Source organism: Paenibacillus sp. G2S3, from assembly GCF_030123105.1.
Classification (GTDB): domain Bacteria; phylum Bacillota; class Bacilli; order Paenibacillales; family Paenibacillaceae; genus Paenibacillus_AQ.
In genome coordinates this window covers 5,837,904-5,854,086 of the sequence record NZ_CP126095.1, presented here as the reverse complement: position 1 = coordinate 5,854,086, position 16,183 = coordinate 5,837,904, and the positions used below count along the sequence as shown (strand labels likewise).

The window sequence follows — 16,183 nt, the reverse complement described above, 5'->3', positions numbered from 1 at the left end:
TAATGAGCCGAAACCCTAAAGTGAAAAGGATGGTAATGCGTAATGATTAGCACAAGCGGCGTAACACTCCGCTACGGAAAACGCGCTCTCTTCGAAGATGTAAACATAAAATTCACCCCTGGTAACTGCTATGGTTTGATTGGTGCCAATGGTGCTGGTAAATCAACCTTTCTGAAAATTCTGTCCGGGGAGATTGAAGCGAACACGGGTGATGTTCATATAACACCAGGTGAACGCCTTGCAGTTCTGAAGCAGAACCATTTCGAGTATGATGAATACCCAGTGCTTGAAACAGTAATCATGGGTCATACTCGTCTTTATGAAATCATGAAAGAAAAGGACGCGCTTTATGCGAAGTCTGATTTTACAGAAGCAGATGGTCTACGTGCCGGTGAGCTAGAAGGCGAATTTGCCGAACTTAATGGCTGGGATGCAGAGCCGGATGCGGCTGCTATGCTGATCGGTCTTGGCATTATGCGTGAACTGCATGATAAGAAAATGGCCGAACTGAGCGGCAATGAGAAGGTACGGGTACTCTTGGCACAAGCCTTGTTTGGCCGTCCAAATAACCTCCTGCTCGATGAGCCTACCAACCACTTGGATCTAGAATCGATTGGCTGGTTAGAGAACTTCCTTATGGATTATGAAGGTACTGTTATCGTCGTATCCCATGACCGTCACTTCTTGAACAAAGTATGTACGCATATTGCGGATATTGATTTTGGCAAAATCCAGATGTACGTTGGTAACTACGACTTCTGGTACGAGTCCAGTCAGCTTGCTCAAGCTTTGCAGCGTGATTCGAACAAGAAGAAGGAAGACAAGATCAAGGAACTGCAAGCCTTTATTCAGCGTTTCTCGGCCAATGCTTCCAAATCTAAACAGGCGACTTCTCGTAAGAAACAACTCGAGAAAATTACGTTGGATGACATTCGTCCATCTAACCGTAAATATCCGTTCCTCAACTTCAAACCTGAACGTGAAGCAGGTAAGCAGCTTCTGACGATCAGCGGATTGACCAAATCGGTTGAAGGTGAGAAGGTTCTTGATGAAATTAGCTTTGTAGTTAATAAAGGCGATAAGATTGCTTTTGTGGGTCCTTACTCCCAGCCTAAATCACTTCTGTTTGATGTGATCATGGGTGAGCAGGAAGCGGACGCGGGTGAATATGCATGGGGAGTCACTACAACTCAAGCTTATTTCCCGAAAGACAACTCCAGCTATTTCGATGGTGTGGATATGAATCTTGTAGAATGGTTACGCCAGTACTCCAAAGATCAGGATGAGACATTCCTCCGTGGATTCTTGGGTCGTATGCTGTTCGCCGGAGAAGAAGCACTGAAGAAAGCAAGTGTACTATCCGGGGGCGAGAAGGTTCGCTGTATGTTGGCGAAGATGATGCTCAACGGTGCGAACGTGCTTGTATTCGATGAACCTACCAATCACTTGGATCTAGAATCCATTACGGCACTGAATAACGGACTGATCGATTTCGACGGGACTATTCTCTTCACTTCCCATGACCATCAGTTCATCCAAACGATTGCTAACCGTATCATCGAGATCACACCTACAGGTGTAATTGATCGCACGATGACTTACGATGAGTATTTAGAGAATCCTGAAATTAAGGAAATGCGCCAACGCATGTATCCTGTAGAAGTATAATATTTACTTTCCGCTTTGCGGAAGGAACCTGTTAAACAGCTACTCTAATCCTAATAGGATTAGGGTAGCTGTCTTTATAATTTCGATTTTGAGAAGCCAACGGCAGGTGAATCATGTGGTTGGAACTATTTTTATAGTGAGGCATGGCGAGGCTGCTTCGTAATAAAGAGAATCAGTTATGAATTTGATGAGTTCTAGCCCATCTTTTAAGGCAGACGAACGCATAAAAGGCTGCGTTGTCCCTTAGGGATACGCAGCCTTTTATGTTTATAAGATAGTACTAGGATCCGCCGGTACGACGGCGTTGGTTGTTAGGCTTTTTGTTATTCTGACTTTTTAGTGGTTTAGCGGAGCCGGCCTGGAAAGTTGATCCAGGTTTGGAGGAAGATTGTTGTTTCTTTTGCTCCAGCTTTTGCCGGATAGCTTCAGCTAAATTGATTTTTCCTTTTTCAATGTTTTCGCTCATTATGATAACCTCCTTTGAAGCAAGTCCTTCACTTTATTCTAATTGTTTTTAAATGCTGCTACAAGGGCAAGAATAATTGAAAGAATTCTTTTCTACAAAACAGAAAACGAGGAGATAGCCAAAATGGTTGATATTTACGAAGATATACGTAAAGGCGAGCGTGGCGCTTGGGTTAGTATAGCGGCTTACCTCATTTTATCGACATTCAAGCTGGTTAGCGGTTATCTATTCGCCTCTAGTGCATTGGTCGCGGATGGAGTCAATAATTTAACTGACATAGTAGCATCTGCAGCCGTGTTGGTTGGTCTAAAGATTTCGCGGAAGCCACCTGACTCTGACCATGCTTATGGACATTTTCGGGCAGAGACAGTAGCTGCATTGTTGGCTTCTTTTATTATGGCGGTAGTAGGTATTCAAGTGATTGTGGAGGCGGTGCGGTCCTTTTTCGATCGTGCAAAGGAAACCCCGCAGCTATGGTCTGCTGGTGTGGCTCTAGTGTGTGCAGTAGCAATGATGGGAGTATACATATACAACAAAAGGCTGGCTAAGCAGATAAATAGTAGTGCACTCATGGCAGCGGCGAAAGATAATTTTTCGGATGCTATGGTTAGTATAGGGGCTGCTGTTGGGATTGTGGGTGCTCAGTTCGGACTGCCATGGATTGATTCCGCCGCGGCAGTAGTTGTCGGACTGATTATCTCTAAGACAGCATGGGATATTTTTCGTGACTCGACCTACCGGCTTACGGATGGCTTTGATGAGGATCGGTTGATGGATCTACGTAGTACGATTGCTCGAACGCCCGGAGTAGAGGGGATAAAAGATGTGAAGGCACGGGTTCATGGAAATCATGTGCACGTGGATGTCGTAGTGGAGGTAGATGCGAATATTACAGTGGTGGAAGGTCATAGGATCAGTGATTCTATTGAAGAGAGAATGAGCAAGCTTCACAATATTATGAATGTGCAGGTGCACGTGGAACCTAAAGATTAAATTTGAAAAATTCTATTTTAAGGAAAAAACAAACATATTCAAGGAGGATTCAAGACTTTAGTCCTGCATTTTACCATAAAGTGGCATGATTATATGTGCAATTTGGAGCATGTTCCAAATCCCGGGCAAGCCTATAATGAGGGCATAAAGGAATGTAGTACACACCTTTGTTGAAATCTCATCATGGTATTGGGGGAACGTATGATTAAATCACATAAGCAATTAACAGCATCCTTATTGGTTTCAGCTGCAATTGTTGCAGGTTTAGGAGTATCTGCTCCTGGAAATGCAGCAGCAGCCTCAAGTCCATCAAATTCAGTTATGGCGGTAGCAGCCGGTCAAACGGCGGTCATCGAGGCAAGTGTTCGCCTTCGCAGCACACCTTCTACAAGTGGAGAAGTAGTGAAGTATTTGCAAAAGGGAGATCAAGTGCAGATTGTGGCGCAACCGAATAGCTATTGGTATCAGGTGAAAGCAGCAGATGGATCCGTAGGCTATACAAGTACAGATGATAAGTATATCAGCGTAATTTCATCTTCAGTAGGTTCACCAACAGCACCATCAGCACAAACGGGAACCATTAAGTACGGAGTCAATCTTCGAACTACTCCTTCTACAAGCGGAAAAGTACTGAGACTTCTGAAGAAGGGGGAACAAGTACAGCTTCTGGCACAGCCGAACAGCTCCTGGTATCAAATTCAAACCTCTGATGGTAGCATTGGATATATAAGCTCAAGTGATCAATATACTTCATTCGCTGGTAACGGGGGAACAGGGACGGTAACGCCAACACCTACACCACCAGCACCAATTCCACCTACTTCAACACCTGGGGCTTCCACCCAAATCGAGAGTGTAATCTCAGCAGGTATGAGCTATCTTGGGACACCTTATGAGTTTGGATCCAGCAGAAATGATACAAGCACCTTTGATTGTTCTGATTTTATCCGGCAAATTTTCATGGATGCTGCGAATCTCAAACTACCTGCTGATTCCCGTCAACAGGGAGATTGGGTGAAAACGAATAGTAAGGTGGTTACGTCTACTTCCGGTCTGAAACGTGGCGATTTATTGTTCTTTATGGATTATAAAGGAAACTCGGCTTCTGCTTATGAAGGGATCGATAAATCCAAGGCAAGAATATCGCATGTTGCTATTTATTTGGGAGATGGACAAATTCTACATACGTATTCCGTAGCTTCAGGCGGAGTAAAAGTAGATAAGTTAAGCGCTTCTTGGACGAATCGTTTCCTTTTCGGGGGATCGGTCATCCGATAATTATATAGGTATACAGAAGCGGCAGCATCGCATGTTTGTGACGGGTGAACAAAGGCGGGCGTAAGCGCAAAAGCTACCCTCTCAGTGGAATGATCTACTGAGGGGGTAGCTTTTTGTAAATATAAGAATTTATATGTTCCGTGCTATAAATTATCCTTATATTTCTCGCTTAAACACTTGCCGTCCTTATAGGGATGCCGAAGGCGTTTATGCTTGTTGTCATCTTTTCTGTACTAATTACATAATTACATTGGCAGCGGCAGGAACCTTTACCCACGCTTTTCCGAGCCAAGTGTATATTTCTCTCCATTCATTGCCCCAAGTATCCGTAATCACTTCACCTGTGGTGTCAAGCGTTTGAGCGCTAAGCCAGCCTGCAGGAATCATACTGCCAACTGAAAAATGGAAAGCTGTTTTTTCAGTAAGAACAATTTGTGGTGTGGCTGGAACAATGTCCGTTGGTGTAATGATTGTTTCGAAGGAATTAGTGTAAGTGCTTCCAGATACGGTCGTAGAATCTGTAGTTGTCCCAGTTACCTCTGCGGCTGATGCTGTAGCTGCAAGGGAAGCCATAAGTCCCAAGGCTACTGTAAGGCTGGCAAGTTTTTTCATGTTTAGTTCCTCCTTAGTATGATCTAACTTCATAACATTTTCTTATTTTCTCAAGTGACATCTGTGTGGGAATGACCTATACTTTCTGCATGATGAATAAGATATATGGATAGATATGGGAGGAGGCTACATCGATCTACCTCTGCGTCCCGTGAAGAGGGAAACAACAAACAGAACTAAGAAGACGAAGAATAGTATCTTTGCAAGACCTGCAGCGGCTGCTACAAGATTGAAGAAACCAAAGATTCCAGCGATTACAGCTACAACTAGTAGAATTGCGGACCATTTTAACATTACATATCACCTATCCTTTTTTTGATTTGTAGTCATTGTATAAACGGGGACTTTGATTCTGAAACAAAGGGGAGCAGAGAGTTTTGACAACGCTCGACAGATTGTTTCGGTCTATGGTAGTAGGGGTAACTATGCAGTATACAAGGCTGATTAGCCACTATTTATGAGATTTGGAAGGGGTTATGAATATGATCATTGAACTCAGTGTAGCTCTCGTTGCTATCGCATTCGCAATACTTGTTTTCTTTCTAATTAAGACTTTGCAGTCAGCGAAGGAATCTCTCGACAAAGTAAGCCAGACTTTGGTGGAAGTGCAGAAGACGATGGATGAGCTTACTTATGAAGTGAAAACTACAGTCAGACATGCAAATGAAATTACCGCTGATGTACAGAACAAGGTCCAAAAGATTGATCCCGTTATAGATTCTGTGAAGAATTTGGGGGATGTTATGAATGAGTTAACCTTAACCGTCAAGCAAGTATCAGTAACTGTGATTGAGAGATATCGTAAATCGCATGAACTTAGGGAGAAACGTAAGGGAGTATCTATTAAAGAAGCTCCACTGACTCCAGCCGAGGAACGTACGATTAACTCCTATGATGCTGTTAATAACGAGAAAGCACCGGGGAAAATAGCTACTGTGTTAAAAAGTGTAGATGTAGCTGCAACTCTTTGGAAAAAATTCCGTCATTAAAGTTAAGGCAGCAAGGCTTCTGTAAATGGCGGCTGCAGATAAGAAAGGTGGGACAACAACATGAACATGATCATACTTTTGTTTAGTCTTCTTACCACATACTTTGATGCGTCTCCACAGATGGCGCCTATCTCAAATTTTATTGAACAGCCTAAGTCTGTTCTGGCCTTTGAGCATACTTCAGTAACCAGCCCTTTTATCAATCGGTTTGATTCGCTGCAAGGAGTTGCTTTATATGCCACAAAGGAAGAACTGCTTCTGACCAAGGGCAATCCGCTTACGGTAACAAATGATCCATTGCTAGGGACAGAGGAGTACCAATACGCAGATGTGACAGTGGGTGTTGGCGAGGGATTTGTACTATATGTGAATGTCTCACCTTCTCAAGCACAGCAGTTCGGTCTACAAGTGAATGGAGTTGAAATTGATCCCTTGAAGGATAATGTACAATCTTCCTTGGGTAAGCCGTACTTTATAGCTGAAGATGGTGACGTATATATGAGAGGAAATAATGCGCTCAAAATATATCGGAATTTGGATGGTGAATTTGAAGGAATTGATTTATTTGATAGCATTTCATCTTAATGTGATTCACTTTTGATTATTTAGGTTAATAAGTAGGGGCTGTCTTACCATAGAGTAACCTCCCGAACCACTAGGTGTAGTGGTTCGGGAGGTTACTTTGCTGAAGACGTAAATGAACCTATTACTATATTTACATATTATATAAATAGAAAAAATAGATTTAAATAGCGTATGATATAGGTAATGAGTCGCAGAATTTTACGGTCGAAATACTATTCGTGAGGTGAAGATGATGAGAATCTTAATCGTAGATGACAATCCGACTAATGTTATCATTATCCGTGAAATCCTGAAAAAAGAAGATTACCGAAATTTCGTAACCGCGTCCTCTGCAAAAGAGATGCTTGCGCGGCTGGGAATCGGTTCTGTGAATGAAGATGGACGTCCTTGGATGTCAGATATCGATCTGATTTTACTGGATATGATGATGCCGGAAATGGATGGAATCGAGGCATGTCGTGTTGTACAACAATACGAACATCTTAAGGATATTCCAATAATAATGGTTACAGCTGTTGGTGATTCCAAGAAGCTGGCAGAAGCACTGGATGCAGGTGCAGTAGATTATGTTACGAAACCTATTAACAAAGTGGAGCTGATGGCCCGAATTCGGCTCGCGCTGCGGTTGAAGCGCGAGAAAGATTGGCATAAGGAACGAGATCAGCGAATTCAGGAGGAATTGAGACTGGCAGCACTTGTTCAGAATGCTGTGTTGAGCCTGCCGCTTCAGGATGAGAATTTTGAGGTCAATGCCATCTATCAGCCATCCTCTGAGCTCGCCGGTGATTTATACGCGTGGTACCCCCTTGGTGATGGGCGATATGGCGTGATCCTGCTGGACATTATGGGACACGGGATATCGTCATCTCTTTTTTGTATGTTTCTTGCTTCTGTGTTAAAGGACACGGTAACTACGTATGTAGAGCCGGAAAAGGTAATTCAGGAGCTCAATCGAAGGTTTAACCAGCTCTATATTGAGAAGAAGTTGATCCAATACTACTTTACGACCATTTATCTTGTGATAGATACCCGTATGAAGCGTATTGACTATGTTAACGCAGGACATCCGCCTGCACTGTTTTTTGAGGGCAAAGCTAATACTCCGGTCTTGCTGGAAAGTAACTGTCACCCTGTGGGTCTGTTTGAACGTATTGATATTCAGCCACAGAGCTTAACCTACGAAGATGAAGGGCATCTAGTTCTTTATACAGATGGTTTACTGGAACTGGTTGAGGGCGAACAAGAGGAGCAGCTGAAATTTATGATTCAACATTTAAATGTTGAACATGAGTGGAACGAAGAAGCGATTCGAGCCGCCTTTTTCAATGTTGAGGTTCCTAAAGAACGTGATGATGATAAATGTATAGTGTGGATCTCACTGAAGAAGGGAACAGATAGAGAATGAAGATAAAGGCTAAACTCTTAATTGGCTTCAGTGCTTTGTTAGCGATTATGCTTGCACTTACGATGATAGGATACGACCGCTTAAATTATATGAATAACCAACTGGAGGGGTATCAGGATAGATATATGAAGGGGCGTTCTTCTTCGGGGATGCGTGGAGAAGTTAATGACATGGCGCGAATATTAACCACTACCATGTTAAGTGCAGATGCATCATCGGTAGAATCTCAAAAGAATGAGATTGATAAAAAGATTGCTAAAGCAAATGAGCATTATGAGAAGATAAAAGCATCGATGACCAGCGCTGAAGAAATGCAAATGGTTGGTCAAATAGATGAGGCGTATACGACCTATTTGAATTATCAGGAAAAGGTATTGAAGCTGCTATCGGCTGGTTATTTTCAGAATGCTAGCACATATTCCAACACTGAGGGACAAGAGATTCAGAATGCCGTGTTAACCGCTCTGAACAATCTCTCTGATTATAATGCTTTTATTATGAACGAAGAAAGTACGAAGGCCAACGAAGCTTATAAGAGTTCGACTCAGATGGTAGTCCTAATGATGATTATAGGCCTGCTTCTTGGACTTGGCGTTGTTCTATGGATCATCCCGAGCATCACACGTGGGCTTAATGTCGTTTCGATGATGATTAGCAGCTTTGGCAACGGTAAAGTGCGAGCCATAAGGCGTATAAAGGTTACTACTAAAGATGAAATTGGTGAGGTTGCCCTCGTCTTTAAGAAAATGGCTTTAGATCTTGAACAGAAACAGCAGATGGAACAGGCCTATGCGCAAGCGCAGAATGACCAATCTTGGTTGAATGCAAATATTGCCCGGGTGACGGAACTATTGCGAGGTGTTAGCTCCTTGGATCAGGTCTCACAGACCTTTATCAACGAGTTTACCCCTGTGCTGGGAGCCCAGTTCGGTGCTGTATATTTAAAAGATGCTGATCGTCCCGATTTTTTACGAAGTAGCGGTTATTATGCAGTAGATAATGATAAGAAACCTAAGGATGGGTTTGTGATTGGAGAAGGACTCGTAGGACAAAGTGCGCTCGATATGCACCCGATCCGACTGGAGCAGGCTCCTGAAGACTATTTATCCGTTAAGTCCGGATTCGTGGATGCACAACCTGGATATATTTCTATTCATCCGCTCATTTTTGAAGATGAACTGCTCGGCGTGGTAGAATTCGCTTCTTTCCAACCATTTAGCAGTTTGAAAAATGATTTGCTGCAACAACTCGCTAATAATTTAAGCATTATTTTCAATAATATTAGCCGTCGTATGATCGTGGAGAAATTGTTGCGTGATTCACAAGCTCTTACGGAAGAATTACAGTGTCAGTCAGAGGAATTACAGACTCAGCAAGAGGAATTACGTCGTTCCAATGAGAATTTGGAGGAGCAGACGGATGCGCTTAAACGGTCGGAAGAACTGCTTCAGCGTCAGCAGGAAGAGCTGGAGCATTATAATACGGAACTTATTGCTAAGACTCGTGCTTTAGAGGAACAAGTGCAGGAGGTCGAGGAGAAGAAGGATGAGATCGAGCATGCCAAGGTTCGGTTAGAGAAACAAGCGATGCAATTATCTGTGACTAGTAAATATAAATCCGAATTTATGGCGAACATGTCCCATGAATTACGGACTCCGCTCAACAGTCTTTTGATCTTGTCTCAACTGCTTACAGAGAATAAGGATGGTAATTTAACAGAGAAGCAGGTTGAATTTGCACATACGATTTACATGTCAGGGGCAGACCTGCTTAAGATGATTGATGAAATTCTTGATCTTTCCAAGGTTGATGCAGGAAAAATGGAGCTGAATCATGAAGAAATTAAACTGACTGAGCTGAAGAGCTTTGTGAAGCAGAACTTTGCTCCGCAGGCGCTCAAAAAAGGACTCTCCTTACGGATTACCTTTAACGAGCCGTTGCCCGATAGCTTAATTGCCGATGGTCATCGCTTGAAGCAGGTCTTAAGAAATCTGCTCTCGAATGCCTTTAAGTTTACAACCGAAGGTTTTATTGAATTTTCAGTTAGCCCAGCAGACAACAATCTATTGCCACTAAACTTGCCAAGTGATAAAGAGTATATTGCTATCGCTGTGAAGGACAGTGGAATTGGTATCCCGGCTGACAAAACAGATATTGTATTTGAAGCCTTCCAACAAGTGGACGGGACAACCAGTCGTAAATATGGGGGCACAGGTCTGGGATTGTCGATCAGCCGTGAATTGGTTCGTATAATGGGTGGAGCTATTGTACTAGAATCCCGTGAGGGACAAGGCAGCACCTTTACTTTGTATTTGCCGGTGAAGGCGAATTACATTAAACAGCCTGCAGCAATAGAAGCTGCTGTAACCAAAGAAGAATCAACGTTTAATGAATATATTGGAGATATGCTTCCAACCTTAGTGCCAGCTGCGGTTAATGCACCTCTTCCACAACTGACAGTAGAGGACGACCGTGACAATCTGACGGCTAATGACAAAGTCTTGCTTATTATTGAAGATGATGAGAGCTTCGCGAAAATATTGCTAGATATGGCTCGTGGCCGCAGATTTAAAGGTCTAGTAGCGCTCCAAGGTGATATTGGTTTACAGATGGCGAAGACTTATTTGCCAGATGCGATCATTCTTGATATTCAACTGCCTGTAATGGATGGCTGGACCATTCTTCGTGAGCTGAAAAGCGCCTCTCAGACCCGTCATATTCCTGTTCATGTGATCTCTGTGAACGATGAGGTGAAGCAGGGACTGATGATGGGAGCTATGGCTTATCTAAGAAAACCATCCTCAAGAGAAGCGCTCGAACGTGCTTTCTCACAAATTGAGAATTATACGTCCAGCACAGTGAAGTACCTTCTGATTGTAGAAGATGATGAGATCCAGCGTCGTTCCATCATGGAATTGATCGGTCACGATGATGTTGCTATCACCGCAGTTTCAACGGGTAGCGAGGCCCTAATGGAGCTGAGAAAGCAAAGATATGATTGTATGGTTCTGGACCTTATGCTTGAGGATATGAACGGCTTTGAACTACTGGATCAGATTCGCGATGATGAAGAACTAAATGATCTTCCTATTATTATTTATACAGGCAAGGATTTAGATAGCAAAGAAGAGACACAGCTCCGCAAATATGCTGAATCCATCATCATTAAGGATGTTCGTTCTCCGGAACGATTATTGGATGAGACTACGTTATTCTTGCACCGGGTAGAAGCCAACCTTCCGGAAGATAAACGTAAAATATTGCAGAAGCTGCATAATAAAGAAGAATTATTTGAAGGAAAGAAGATATTGCTTGTCGATGATGATATTCGCAATGTTTTTGCACTCTCCAGTGTACTGGAAGAATACCACATGGAAGTGAAGTTTGCGGAGAATGGACGTGAAGCGCTGGAAATGCTGGTAGAGCAAGAGGATTTTGATCTTGTGCTTATGGATATGATGATGCCGGAGATGGACGGATATGAGGCTATGCGTCGAATCCGTGAAATGCCGCAATATCAGAAACTGCCTATTATTGCGCTTACCGCCAAGGCAATGAAAGAGGACCGTGCCAAATGTATTGAAGCGGGAGCTTCTGATTATATGAAGAAACCGATCGCAACAGGTCAACTTCTTTCTTTAATGCGTGTCTGGTTGTATTCGTAAACTCAAATTTGGGGTAATACTTTTTTAAGAACTAACATGACTAGAATTAGGGTGTGTTGATAAGGGAGTCGGGATAACAATGAAAGCAATAGAACACGGATACGAGGAGCAGCCCGTTATGGTAGGAAGTGACGAGTTGGAGCAAATTGAGATTGAGCTGCTCCTTGATGGAGTACACCGTTTATATGGCTATGATTTCCGGAATTACGCGTTGCCTTCTTTGAAACGACGCATCTGGCATCATGTGCATGCGGAGAATGTACACAGCATATCCGCGCTGCAAGAAAAGGTGCTGCATGATCGCGCCTGTTTTGAACGGTTTGTCTACAGTCTCTCTATTCCTGTTACTGAAATGTTCAGGGATCCAGGATTATTTCTAACTTTTCGCCAGAAGGTAGTTCCTTTGTTAAGAACTTATCCCTATATTCGTATCTGGCATGCCGGATGCTCCACTGGGGAAGAAGTATATTCTATGGCCATCCTGCTACACGAAGAAGGGCTTTATGATAAGGCTCGAATTTACGCCACAGATATGAATGAGCGTTCTTTACAACAGGCTAAGGAAGGCGTTTATGATATTAGCAGAATGAAGCAGTATACTAAGAATTATTTGGAGGCAGGAGGTACTCGGGCATTCTCCGAATACTATACTGCGAAGTATAACTCGGTTATTCTGCAGCCTTATTTACGCAAAAATATCATTTTTGCTGAGCATAACTTAGCTACTGATACTTCTTTTAATGAATTTAATGTGATTTTCTGCCGAAATGTAATGATCTATTTCAATGATGAGCTTCGTGATCATGTTCACGGCTTGTTTCATGAAAGTTTAAGTCGTTTTGGGATACTTGTTCTCGGTTCTAAAGAATCCATACACTTTACGAAGTACAGTGATTGTTATGAATCTTTAGATAGAGTAGAAAAAATATACCGTAACATAAAATAACGCATGAAGGAGGGTGGTCCTATGGGGTTTCAAGAACCAATTCATATACTACTAGTCGACGACCGTCCTGAAAACCTGCTGGCGCTGGAGGCGGTACTTGAGAGCCAGCATTACGAGCTAGTCAAAGCCACCTCCGGTGAAGAGGCACTGCGGTGTTTGTTAAGGTATGATTTTGCTGTCATCGTACTGGACGTACAGATGCCAGGTATGGATGGGATCGAAACCGCAAAATTGATCAAAGCCAGAGAAAAAACAAAGGATATCCCCATCATTTTTATCTCTGCGAACAGCAAGGAAGCGGAGCATTTATTCGCGGGTTATTCGGCAGGGGCTATTGATTATATGGTCAAGCCTTTCATTCCACAAATATTGAACTCTAAGATACAAGGCTTTGTCGAAATGTACATCACGAGTAAGAAGCATCAGACTCAAACCATGCTGCTGCAGCAAAAGACGAAAGAACTGGAAATCATTAATAGCGAGCTGATCAAGGCAAAAGAAGAGGCTGAGATTGCCTCAAAAGCAAAGTCGGAATTTCTAGCTATGATGAGTCATGAGATTCGTACACCTATGAACGGCGTAGTTGGCATGATTGATCTATTAATGGAGACGGATCTTACTTCAGAGCAAAAGGAATATTCGGAGATCATTCGGAAAAGTGCGGACACGTTGATTACGGTTATTAACGACATTCTTGATTTCACAAAAATGGAATCCGGAAAAATGGAAGTCGAAGAGCACTTATTTGAACTTCGAAATTGTATTCAAGAGGTGTTCAGCCTCTTTTCGATAGAAGCAGGAAAGAAGAACCTGGAGCTCGCTTATTTTATTGATCAGAAATTGCCTCGGCTTTTATATGGGGATATGGCTCGTTTACGCCAAGTTTTAATTAATTTGATCGCTAATGCCGTTAAATTCACAAATCAAGGTGGGGTTTATTTAGTCGCCTCGATTAAGAGCGTTGCTGATCATAAGATGGAAGTTGAATTTACCATTATGGATACGGGGATTGGTATTTCTCCAGAGAAATGTGACCGATTATTTGAGCCCTTCTCGCAGCTTGATTCTTCTATGACACGGAAATATGGGGGAACAGGTCTGGGACTAGCTATATGTAAATCTCTTGTCGGAATGATGGGCGGAGAAATTCGGGTAGAATCGATGGAGGAAAAAGGAGCCACCTTTATCTTTACGATTCAAGCGTCCATGCCAGGAGAAGACCTGATAGGCGGATATCAAGAAGAGGAATTCACACAACCTGTTCCTAATCAAGAGGGGAGAAATAGAATCCTTGTTGTAGATGACCATCCGATTAATCAGCGTCTAATGGTCAGCATGCTAGATAAGCTGGGCTATGCGGCAGATATGGCTGAAGATGGTCAACAGGCTGTGCAAATGGCGATTAACAATCCTTATGATTTTATTTTTATGGACCTGCAAATGCCAGTGATGGATGGCTTGGAGGCGACTGCTCAAATTCGTCGAGAGGGTGGTCCAGCTGCTAAGAAGACCGTTATCATTGCAATGACGGCGAATGTCATGGAAGGGATTCAGAATCGCTGTAAAGCCTCAGGAATGGATGATTACATCAGCAAACCGCTGAAGATGAGTAGTATAAAACAAATTATTTCTCGGTATTCTAGCAACGACAATATAATAGTTGAACCTGATATATCTATTTTCCAGGCTTAATCCAGTATTTACTAATCAGTTTTTTTTACGTTATTTGATTCAAAGGTATGTTATTAAGGTTATTAATATAGAAAATATTTGTTCAGGAGAGATCGTCTAATGAATACGCATAAAAGTAACAAGTTCCATGCTAAGACAGAAACCAAAGGGAATGTATGCACTGTTTTCCTGAGCGGTGAACTTGATTTATCAGTTGCTTCCGATTTCCGCCTAGTGATGGAGCCACTTGTTGGAGATACCAAACTAGATTTAGTTATTAATCTAAAAGAATTAAAATACATTGATAGCACAGGGATTGGTATTCTACTTTCGATTCTGAAGTCAAGACAAGGAATGGACGTTAAGTTTATGGTTGAGGATGTTCCTCCACAAATTCAAAAGCTGTTTGACATGACTGGTATTTCCAAGTTTTTTGCCTCCCAAGAGAATTCCCACTAGGAAAGGATAGAACAAAGAATGAGTGATGATGTGCAAAAAGTAATTCTTCAGCTGCCTGCTAGCGCAGAGTATGTGGATATTGTTAGGTTGAATTTATACGGCATTGCCTCGAAAATGGGTTTCACCTATGAGGATATCGAAGACATGAAAGTGGCTGTGTCAGAAGCCTGTAACAATTCAGTATTGTATGCTTACGGTCAAAAAAACGGATTGGTAGATGTCATTTTTGAGGTAGGAGAAAGTGCCCTATCCATAACAGTCAAAGACGAGGGGGAGAGCTTTGACGGTTTGGACCAGTCTAGTGAGCGTATGACACTACACGATAAGGAATTAAGTGACGTTCAGGTTGGCGGGTTAGGGTTCTACTTGATGCAAGCGTTGATGGATGACGTAAGCGTCGTAAGTGAAGCCGGAAAAGGGACGGTTGTAACTTTGAAGAAGCACCTTAATTTTAGCGAGGAGAAAGTATGAACGAAAACGTGACTCCCCCCGAGTCCATGAATGAAGCAGTCACCCAAATCTGGGAGTATCAGCAGACCAAGGATAACGACCGCGCCACTCTGCTGATTCAGAAATATGAGCCTATGGTAAAGATGGCTGCTGGAAAAATTTCTCGCAATCGTCCCGACTTGTATGAGGATTTATATCAGGTCGGGCAAATGGCGCTTATCCGGTTACTACAGCAATATGATATCAGTCTCGGAATCCCTTTTGAGCCCTACGCGATGAAAAGTATGATTGGACATATGAAGAATTATTTGCGTGATAAGTCTTGGTACATACAGGTTCCTAGACGGATTAAAGAAAAGGGAGCACTTGTTCAACACGCGATTGATGAACTAACAGTTAAGCTGGAACGTTCTCCTGCTGTTGATGAGATTGCTCATTATCTTGATCTGTCTGTGGAAGAAACTGTAGAAGTACTGGCTGGGAGAGAATGTTACCATTACGTATCTCTAGACTCGCCACTTTCACAAGAGGAGACGGGTGCTACCCTTGGAGAGCTAATCAGCTCTGAAGCGAACGATTACGAAACCGTTGAGAAACGTATGGATCTGCAGCAAGCACTAGGCCAATTAAAGGAGCAGGAGCAGCAAGTATTGCTGCTAGCCTTCCAAGATGGTCAATCCCAGCGGGCGATCGCTCAGAAGCTGGGCGTTTCACAGATGAGTGTTTCACGGATACAGAAGCGGGCCACCGAGAAGTTAAAGCAGATTATGGCCAACTCTTCCTATTGAGCTCCTTTATGTGTAATATACATTACTTTGATTTAAATTCTACTTTTCGACGATAAGGACATGCCTCTCTCCGTGCCTGGAGAATAGCATGTCCTTTATTTGTGTTCTTCTACAAAGCTCTTACCCCGCTGGTCCGGCTAACCTTGAGGATTAGACGGACCAGCGGGGTAAGGGGAAGTGGTTGATAGATGAGGGGATAGATAGTCCA

At 42.8% G+C, this 16,183-nt stretch carries 15 protein-coding genes; 12 read left to right on the top strand and 3 right to left on the bottom strand.

All coding sequences use genetic code 11. The annotated features are described in order from the left end of the window. Positions 1 to 42 precede the first annotated feature (42 nt). Positions 43 to 1,668 (top strand): ABC-F family ATP-binding cassette domain-containing protein, encoded by a 1,626-nt coding sequence (locus QNH28_RS25825; protein WP_283909097.1) that lies wholly within the window; start codon positions 43 to 45, stop codon positions 1,666 to 1,668. Between the two features lie 280 nt (positions 1,669 to 1,948). Here QNH28_RS25825 and QNH28_RS25820 read toward each other — a convergent pair whose 3' ends face one another. Continuing rightward, positions 1,949 to 2,134: a hypothetical protein gene (locus tag QNH28_RS25820; RefSeq protein WP_283909096.1), complete on the bottom strand. Its 186-nt coding sequence runs from the start codon at positions 2,132 to 2,134 to the stop codon at positions 1,949 to 1,951. Between the two features lie 123 nt (positions 2,135 to 2,257). On the opposite strand from QNH28_RS25820, the gene QNH28_RS25815 reads away from it, so the two are divergent. Both QNH28_RS25815 and QNH28_RS25810 read left to right on the top strand, forming a co-directional pair. Further along, positions 2,258 to 3,127: a cation diffusion facilitator family transporter gene (locus tag QNH28_RS25815; RefSeq protein ID WP_042191865.1), complete on the top strand. Its 870-nt coding sequence runs from the start codon at positions 2,258 to 2,260 to the stop codon at positions 3,125 to 3,127. A gap of 201 nt (positions 3,128 to 3,328) precedes the next feature. Further along, positions 3,329 to 4,405, top strand: coding sequence for a C40 family peptidase (locus QNH28_RS25810; protein ID WP_283909095.1), 1,077 nt, complete (start codon positions 3,329 to 3,331; stop codon positions 4,403 to 4,405). A gap of 237 nt (positions 4,406 to 4,642) precedes the next feature. Here the strand turns inward: QNH28_RS25810 and QNH28_RS25805 are convergent, their stop codons facing one another. Continuing rightward, positions 4,643 to 5,017 carry a hypothetical protein gene (locus tag QNH28_RS25805; protein ID WP_283909094.1) on the bottom strand — a complete coding sequence of 125 codons (375 nt, stop codon included), beginning with the start codon at positions 5,015 to 5,017 and terminating at the stop codon, positions 4,643 to 4,645. A gap of 126 nt (positions 5,018 to 5,143) precedes the next feature. Continuing rightward, positions 5,144 to 5,311 (bottom strand): DUF1328 family protein, encoded by a 168-nt coding sequence (locus QNH28_RS25800; protein WP_042131050.1) that lies wholly within the window; start codon positions 5,309 to 5,311, stop codon positions 5,144 to 5,146. 188 nt (positions 5,312 to 5,499) lie between these two features. On the opposite strand from QNH28_RS25800, the gene QNH28_RS25795 reads away from it, so the two are divergent. From QNH28_RS25795 to QNH28_RS25755, 9 genes are all read left to right on the top strand, one after another. Then, a complete protein-coding gene (locus tag QNH28_RS25795; RefSeq protein WP_481858410.1) occupies positions 5,500 to 6,006 on the top strand; it encodes a DUF948 domain-containing protein in 507 nt (168 codons plus the stop codon). Between the two features lie 60 nt (positions 6,007 to 6,066). Continuing rightward, the gene (locus QNH28_RS25790) at positions 6,067 to 6,591 is read left to right on the top strand and encodes a hypothetical protein (protein WP_283909092.1); all 525 of its coding nucleotides are present in this window, start codon (positions 6,067 to 6,069) and stop codon (positions 6,589 to 6,591) included. Positions 6,592 to 6,823: 232 nt separating this feature from the next. Beyond that, the gene (locus QNH28_RS25785; protein ID WP_283912268.1) at positions 6,824 to 7,996 is read left to right on the top strand and encodes a SpoIIE family protein phosphatase; all 1,173 of its coding nucleotides are present in this window, start codon (positions 6,824 to 6,826) and stop codon (positions 7,994 to 7,996) included. After that, positions 7,993 to 11,661: a response regulator gene (locus tag QNH28_RS25780; RefSeq protein WP_283909091.1), complete on the top strand. Its 3,669-nt coding sequence runs from the start codon at positions 7,993 to 7,995 to the stop codon at positions 11,659 to 11,661. The genes QNH28_RS25785 and QNH28_RS25780 overlap by 4 nt, the downstream gene beginning before the upstream one ends. Positions 11,662 to 11,740: 79 nt before the next feature. Then, a complete protein-coding gene (locus tag QNH28_RS25775) occupies positions 11,741 to 12,607 on the top strand; it encodes a CheR family methyltransferase (protein WP_051491113.1) in 867 nt (288 codons plus the stop codon). 21 nt (positions 12,608 to 12,628) lie between these two features. Continuing rightward, positions 12,629 to 14,299: a response regulator gene (locus tag QNH28_RS25770; RefSeq protein WP_283909090.1), complete on the top strand. Its 1,671-nt coding sequence runs from the start codon at positions 12,629 to 12,631 to the stop codon at positions 14,297 to 14,299. 99 nt (positions 14,300 to 14,398) lie between these two features. Next, the gene (locus tag QNH28_RS25765) at positions 14,399 to 14,737 is read left to right on the top strand and encodes an STAS domain-containing protein (protein ID WP_042131044.1); all 339 of its coding nucleotides are present in this window, start codon (positions 14,399 to 14,401) and stop codon (positions 14,735 to 14,737) included. A gap of 18 nt (positions 14,738 to 14,755) precedes the next feature. Next, positions 14,756 to 15,208: an anti-sigma B factor RsbW gene (gene rsbW / locus QNH28_RS25760; protein ID WP_283909089.1), complete on the top strand. Its 453-nt coding sequence runs from the start codon at positions 14,756 to 14,758 to the stop codon at positions 15,206 to 15,208. Further along, positions 15,205 to 15,975, top strand: coding sequence for a sigma-70 family RNA polymerase sigma factor (locus QNH28_RS25755; protein ID WP_283909088.1), 771 nt, complete (start codon positions 15,205 to 15,207; stop codon positions 15,973 to 15,975). Before rsbW ends, QNH28_RS25755 begins: the two co-directional genes overlap by 4 nt. Positions 15,976 to 16,183: the final 208 nt, after the last annotated feature.

Bases quoted from the DNA above. Each gene is read 5' to 3' on its own strand.
- QNH28_RS25825 (WP_283909097.1), top strand. From the start codon at position 43: ATGATTAGCACAAGCGGCGTAACACTCCGCTACGGAAAACGCGCTCTC.
- QNH28_RS25820 (WP_283909096.1), bottom strand. From the start codon at position 2,134: ATGAGCGAAAACATTGAAAAAGGAAAAATCAATTTAGCTGAAGCTATC.
- QNH28_RS25815 (WP_042191865.1), top strand. From the start codon at position 2,258: ATGGTTGATATTTACGAAGATATACGTAAAGGCGAGCGTGGCGCTTGG.
- QNH28_RS25810 (WP_283909095.1), top strand. From the start codon at position 3,329: ATGATTAAATCACATAAGCAATTAACAGCATCCTTATTGGTTTCAGCT.
- QNH28_RS25805 (WP_283909094.1), bottom strand. From the start codon at position 5,017: ATGAAAAAACTTGCCAGCCTTACAGTAGCCTTGGGACTTATGGCTTCC.
- QNH28_RS25800 (WP_042131050.1), bottom strand. From the start codon at position 5,311: ATGTTAAAATGGTCCGCAATTCTACTAGTTGTAGCTGTAATCGCTGGA.
- QNH28_RS25795 (WP_481858410.1), top strand. From the start codon at position 5,500: ATGATCATTGAACTCAGTGTAGCTCTCGTTGCTATCGCATTCGCAATA.
- QNH28_RS25790 (WP_283909092.1), top strand. From the start codon at position 6,067: ATGAACATGATCATACTTTTGTTTAGTCTTCTTACCACATACTTTGAT.
- QNH28_RS25785 (WP_283912268.1), top strand. From the start codon at position 6,824: ATGAGAATCTTAATCGTAGATGACAATCCGACTAATGTTATCATTATC.
- QNH28_RS25780 (WP_283909091.1), top strand. From the start codon at position 7,993: ATGAAGATAAAGGCTAAACTCTTAATTGGCTTCAGTGCTTTGTTAGCG.
- QNH28_RS25775 (WP_051491113.1), top strand. From the start codon at position 11,741: ATGAAAGCAATAGAACACGGATACGAGGAGCAGCCCGTTATGGTAGGA.
- QNH28_RS25770 (WP_283909090.1), top strand. From the start codon at position 12,629: ATGGGGTTTCAAGAACCAATTCATATACTACTAGTCGACGACCGTCCT.
- QNH28_RS25765 (WP_042131044.1), top strand. From the start codon at position 14,399: ATGAATACGCATAAAAGTAACAAGTTCCATGCTAAGACAGAAACCAAA.
- rsbW (WP_283909089.1), top strand. From the start codon at position 14,756: ATGAGTGATGATGTGCAAAAAGTAATTCTTCAGCTGCCTGCTAGCGCA.
- QNH28_RS25755 (WP_283909088.1), top strand. From the start codon at position 15,205: ATGAACGAAAACGTGACTCCCCCCGAGTCCATGAATGAAGCAGTCACC.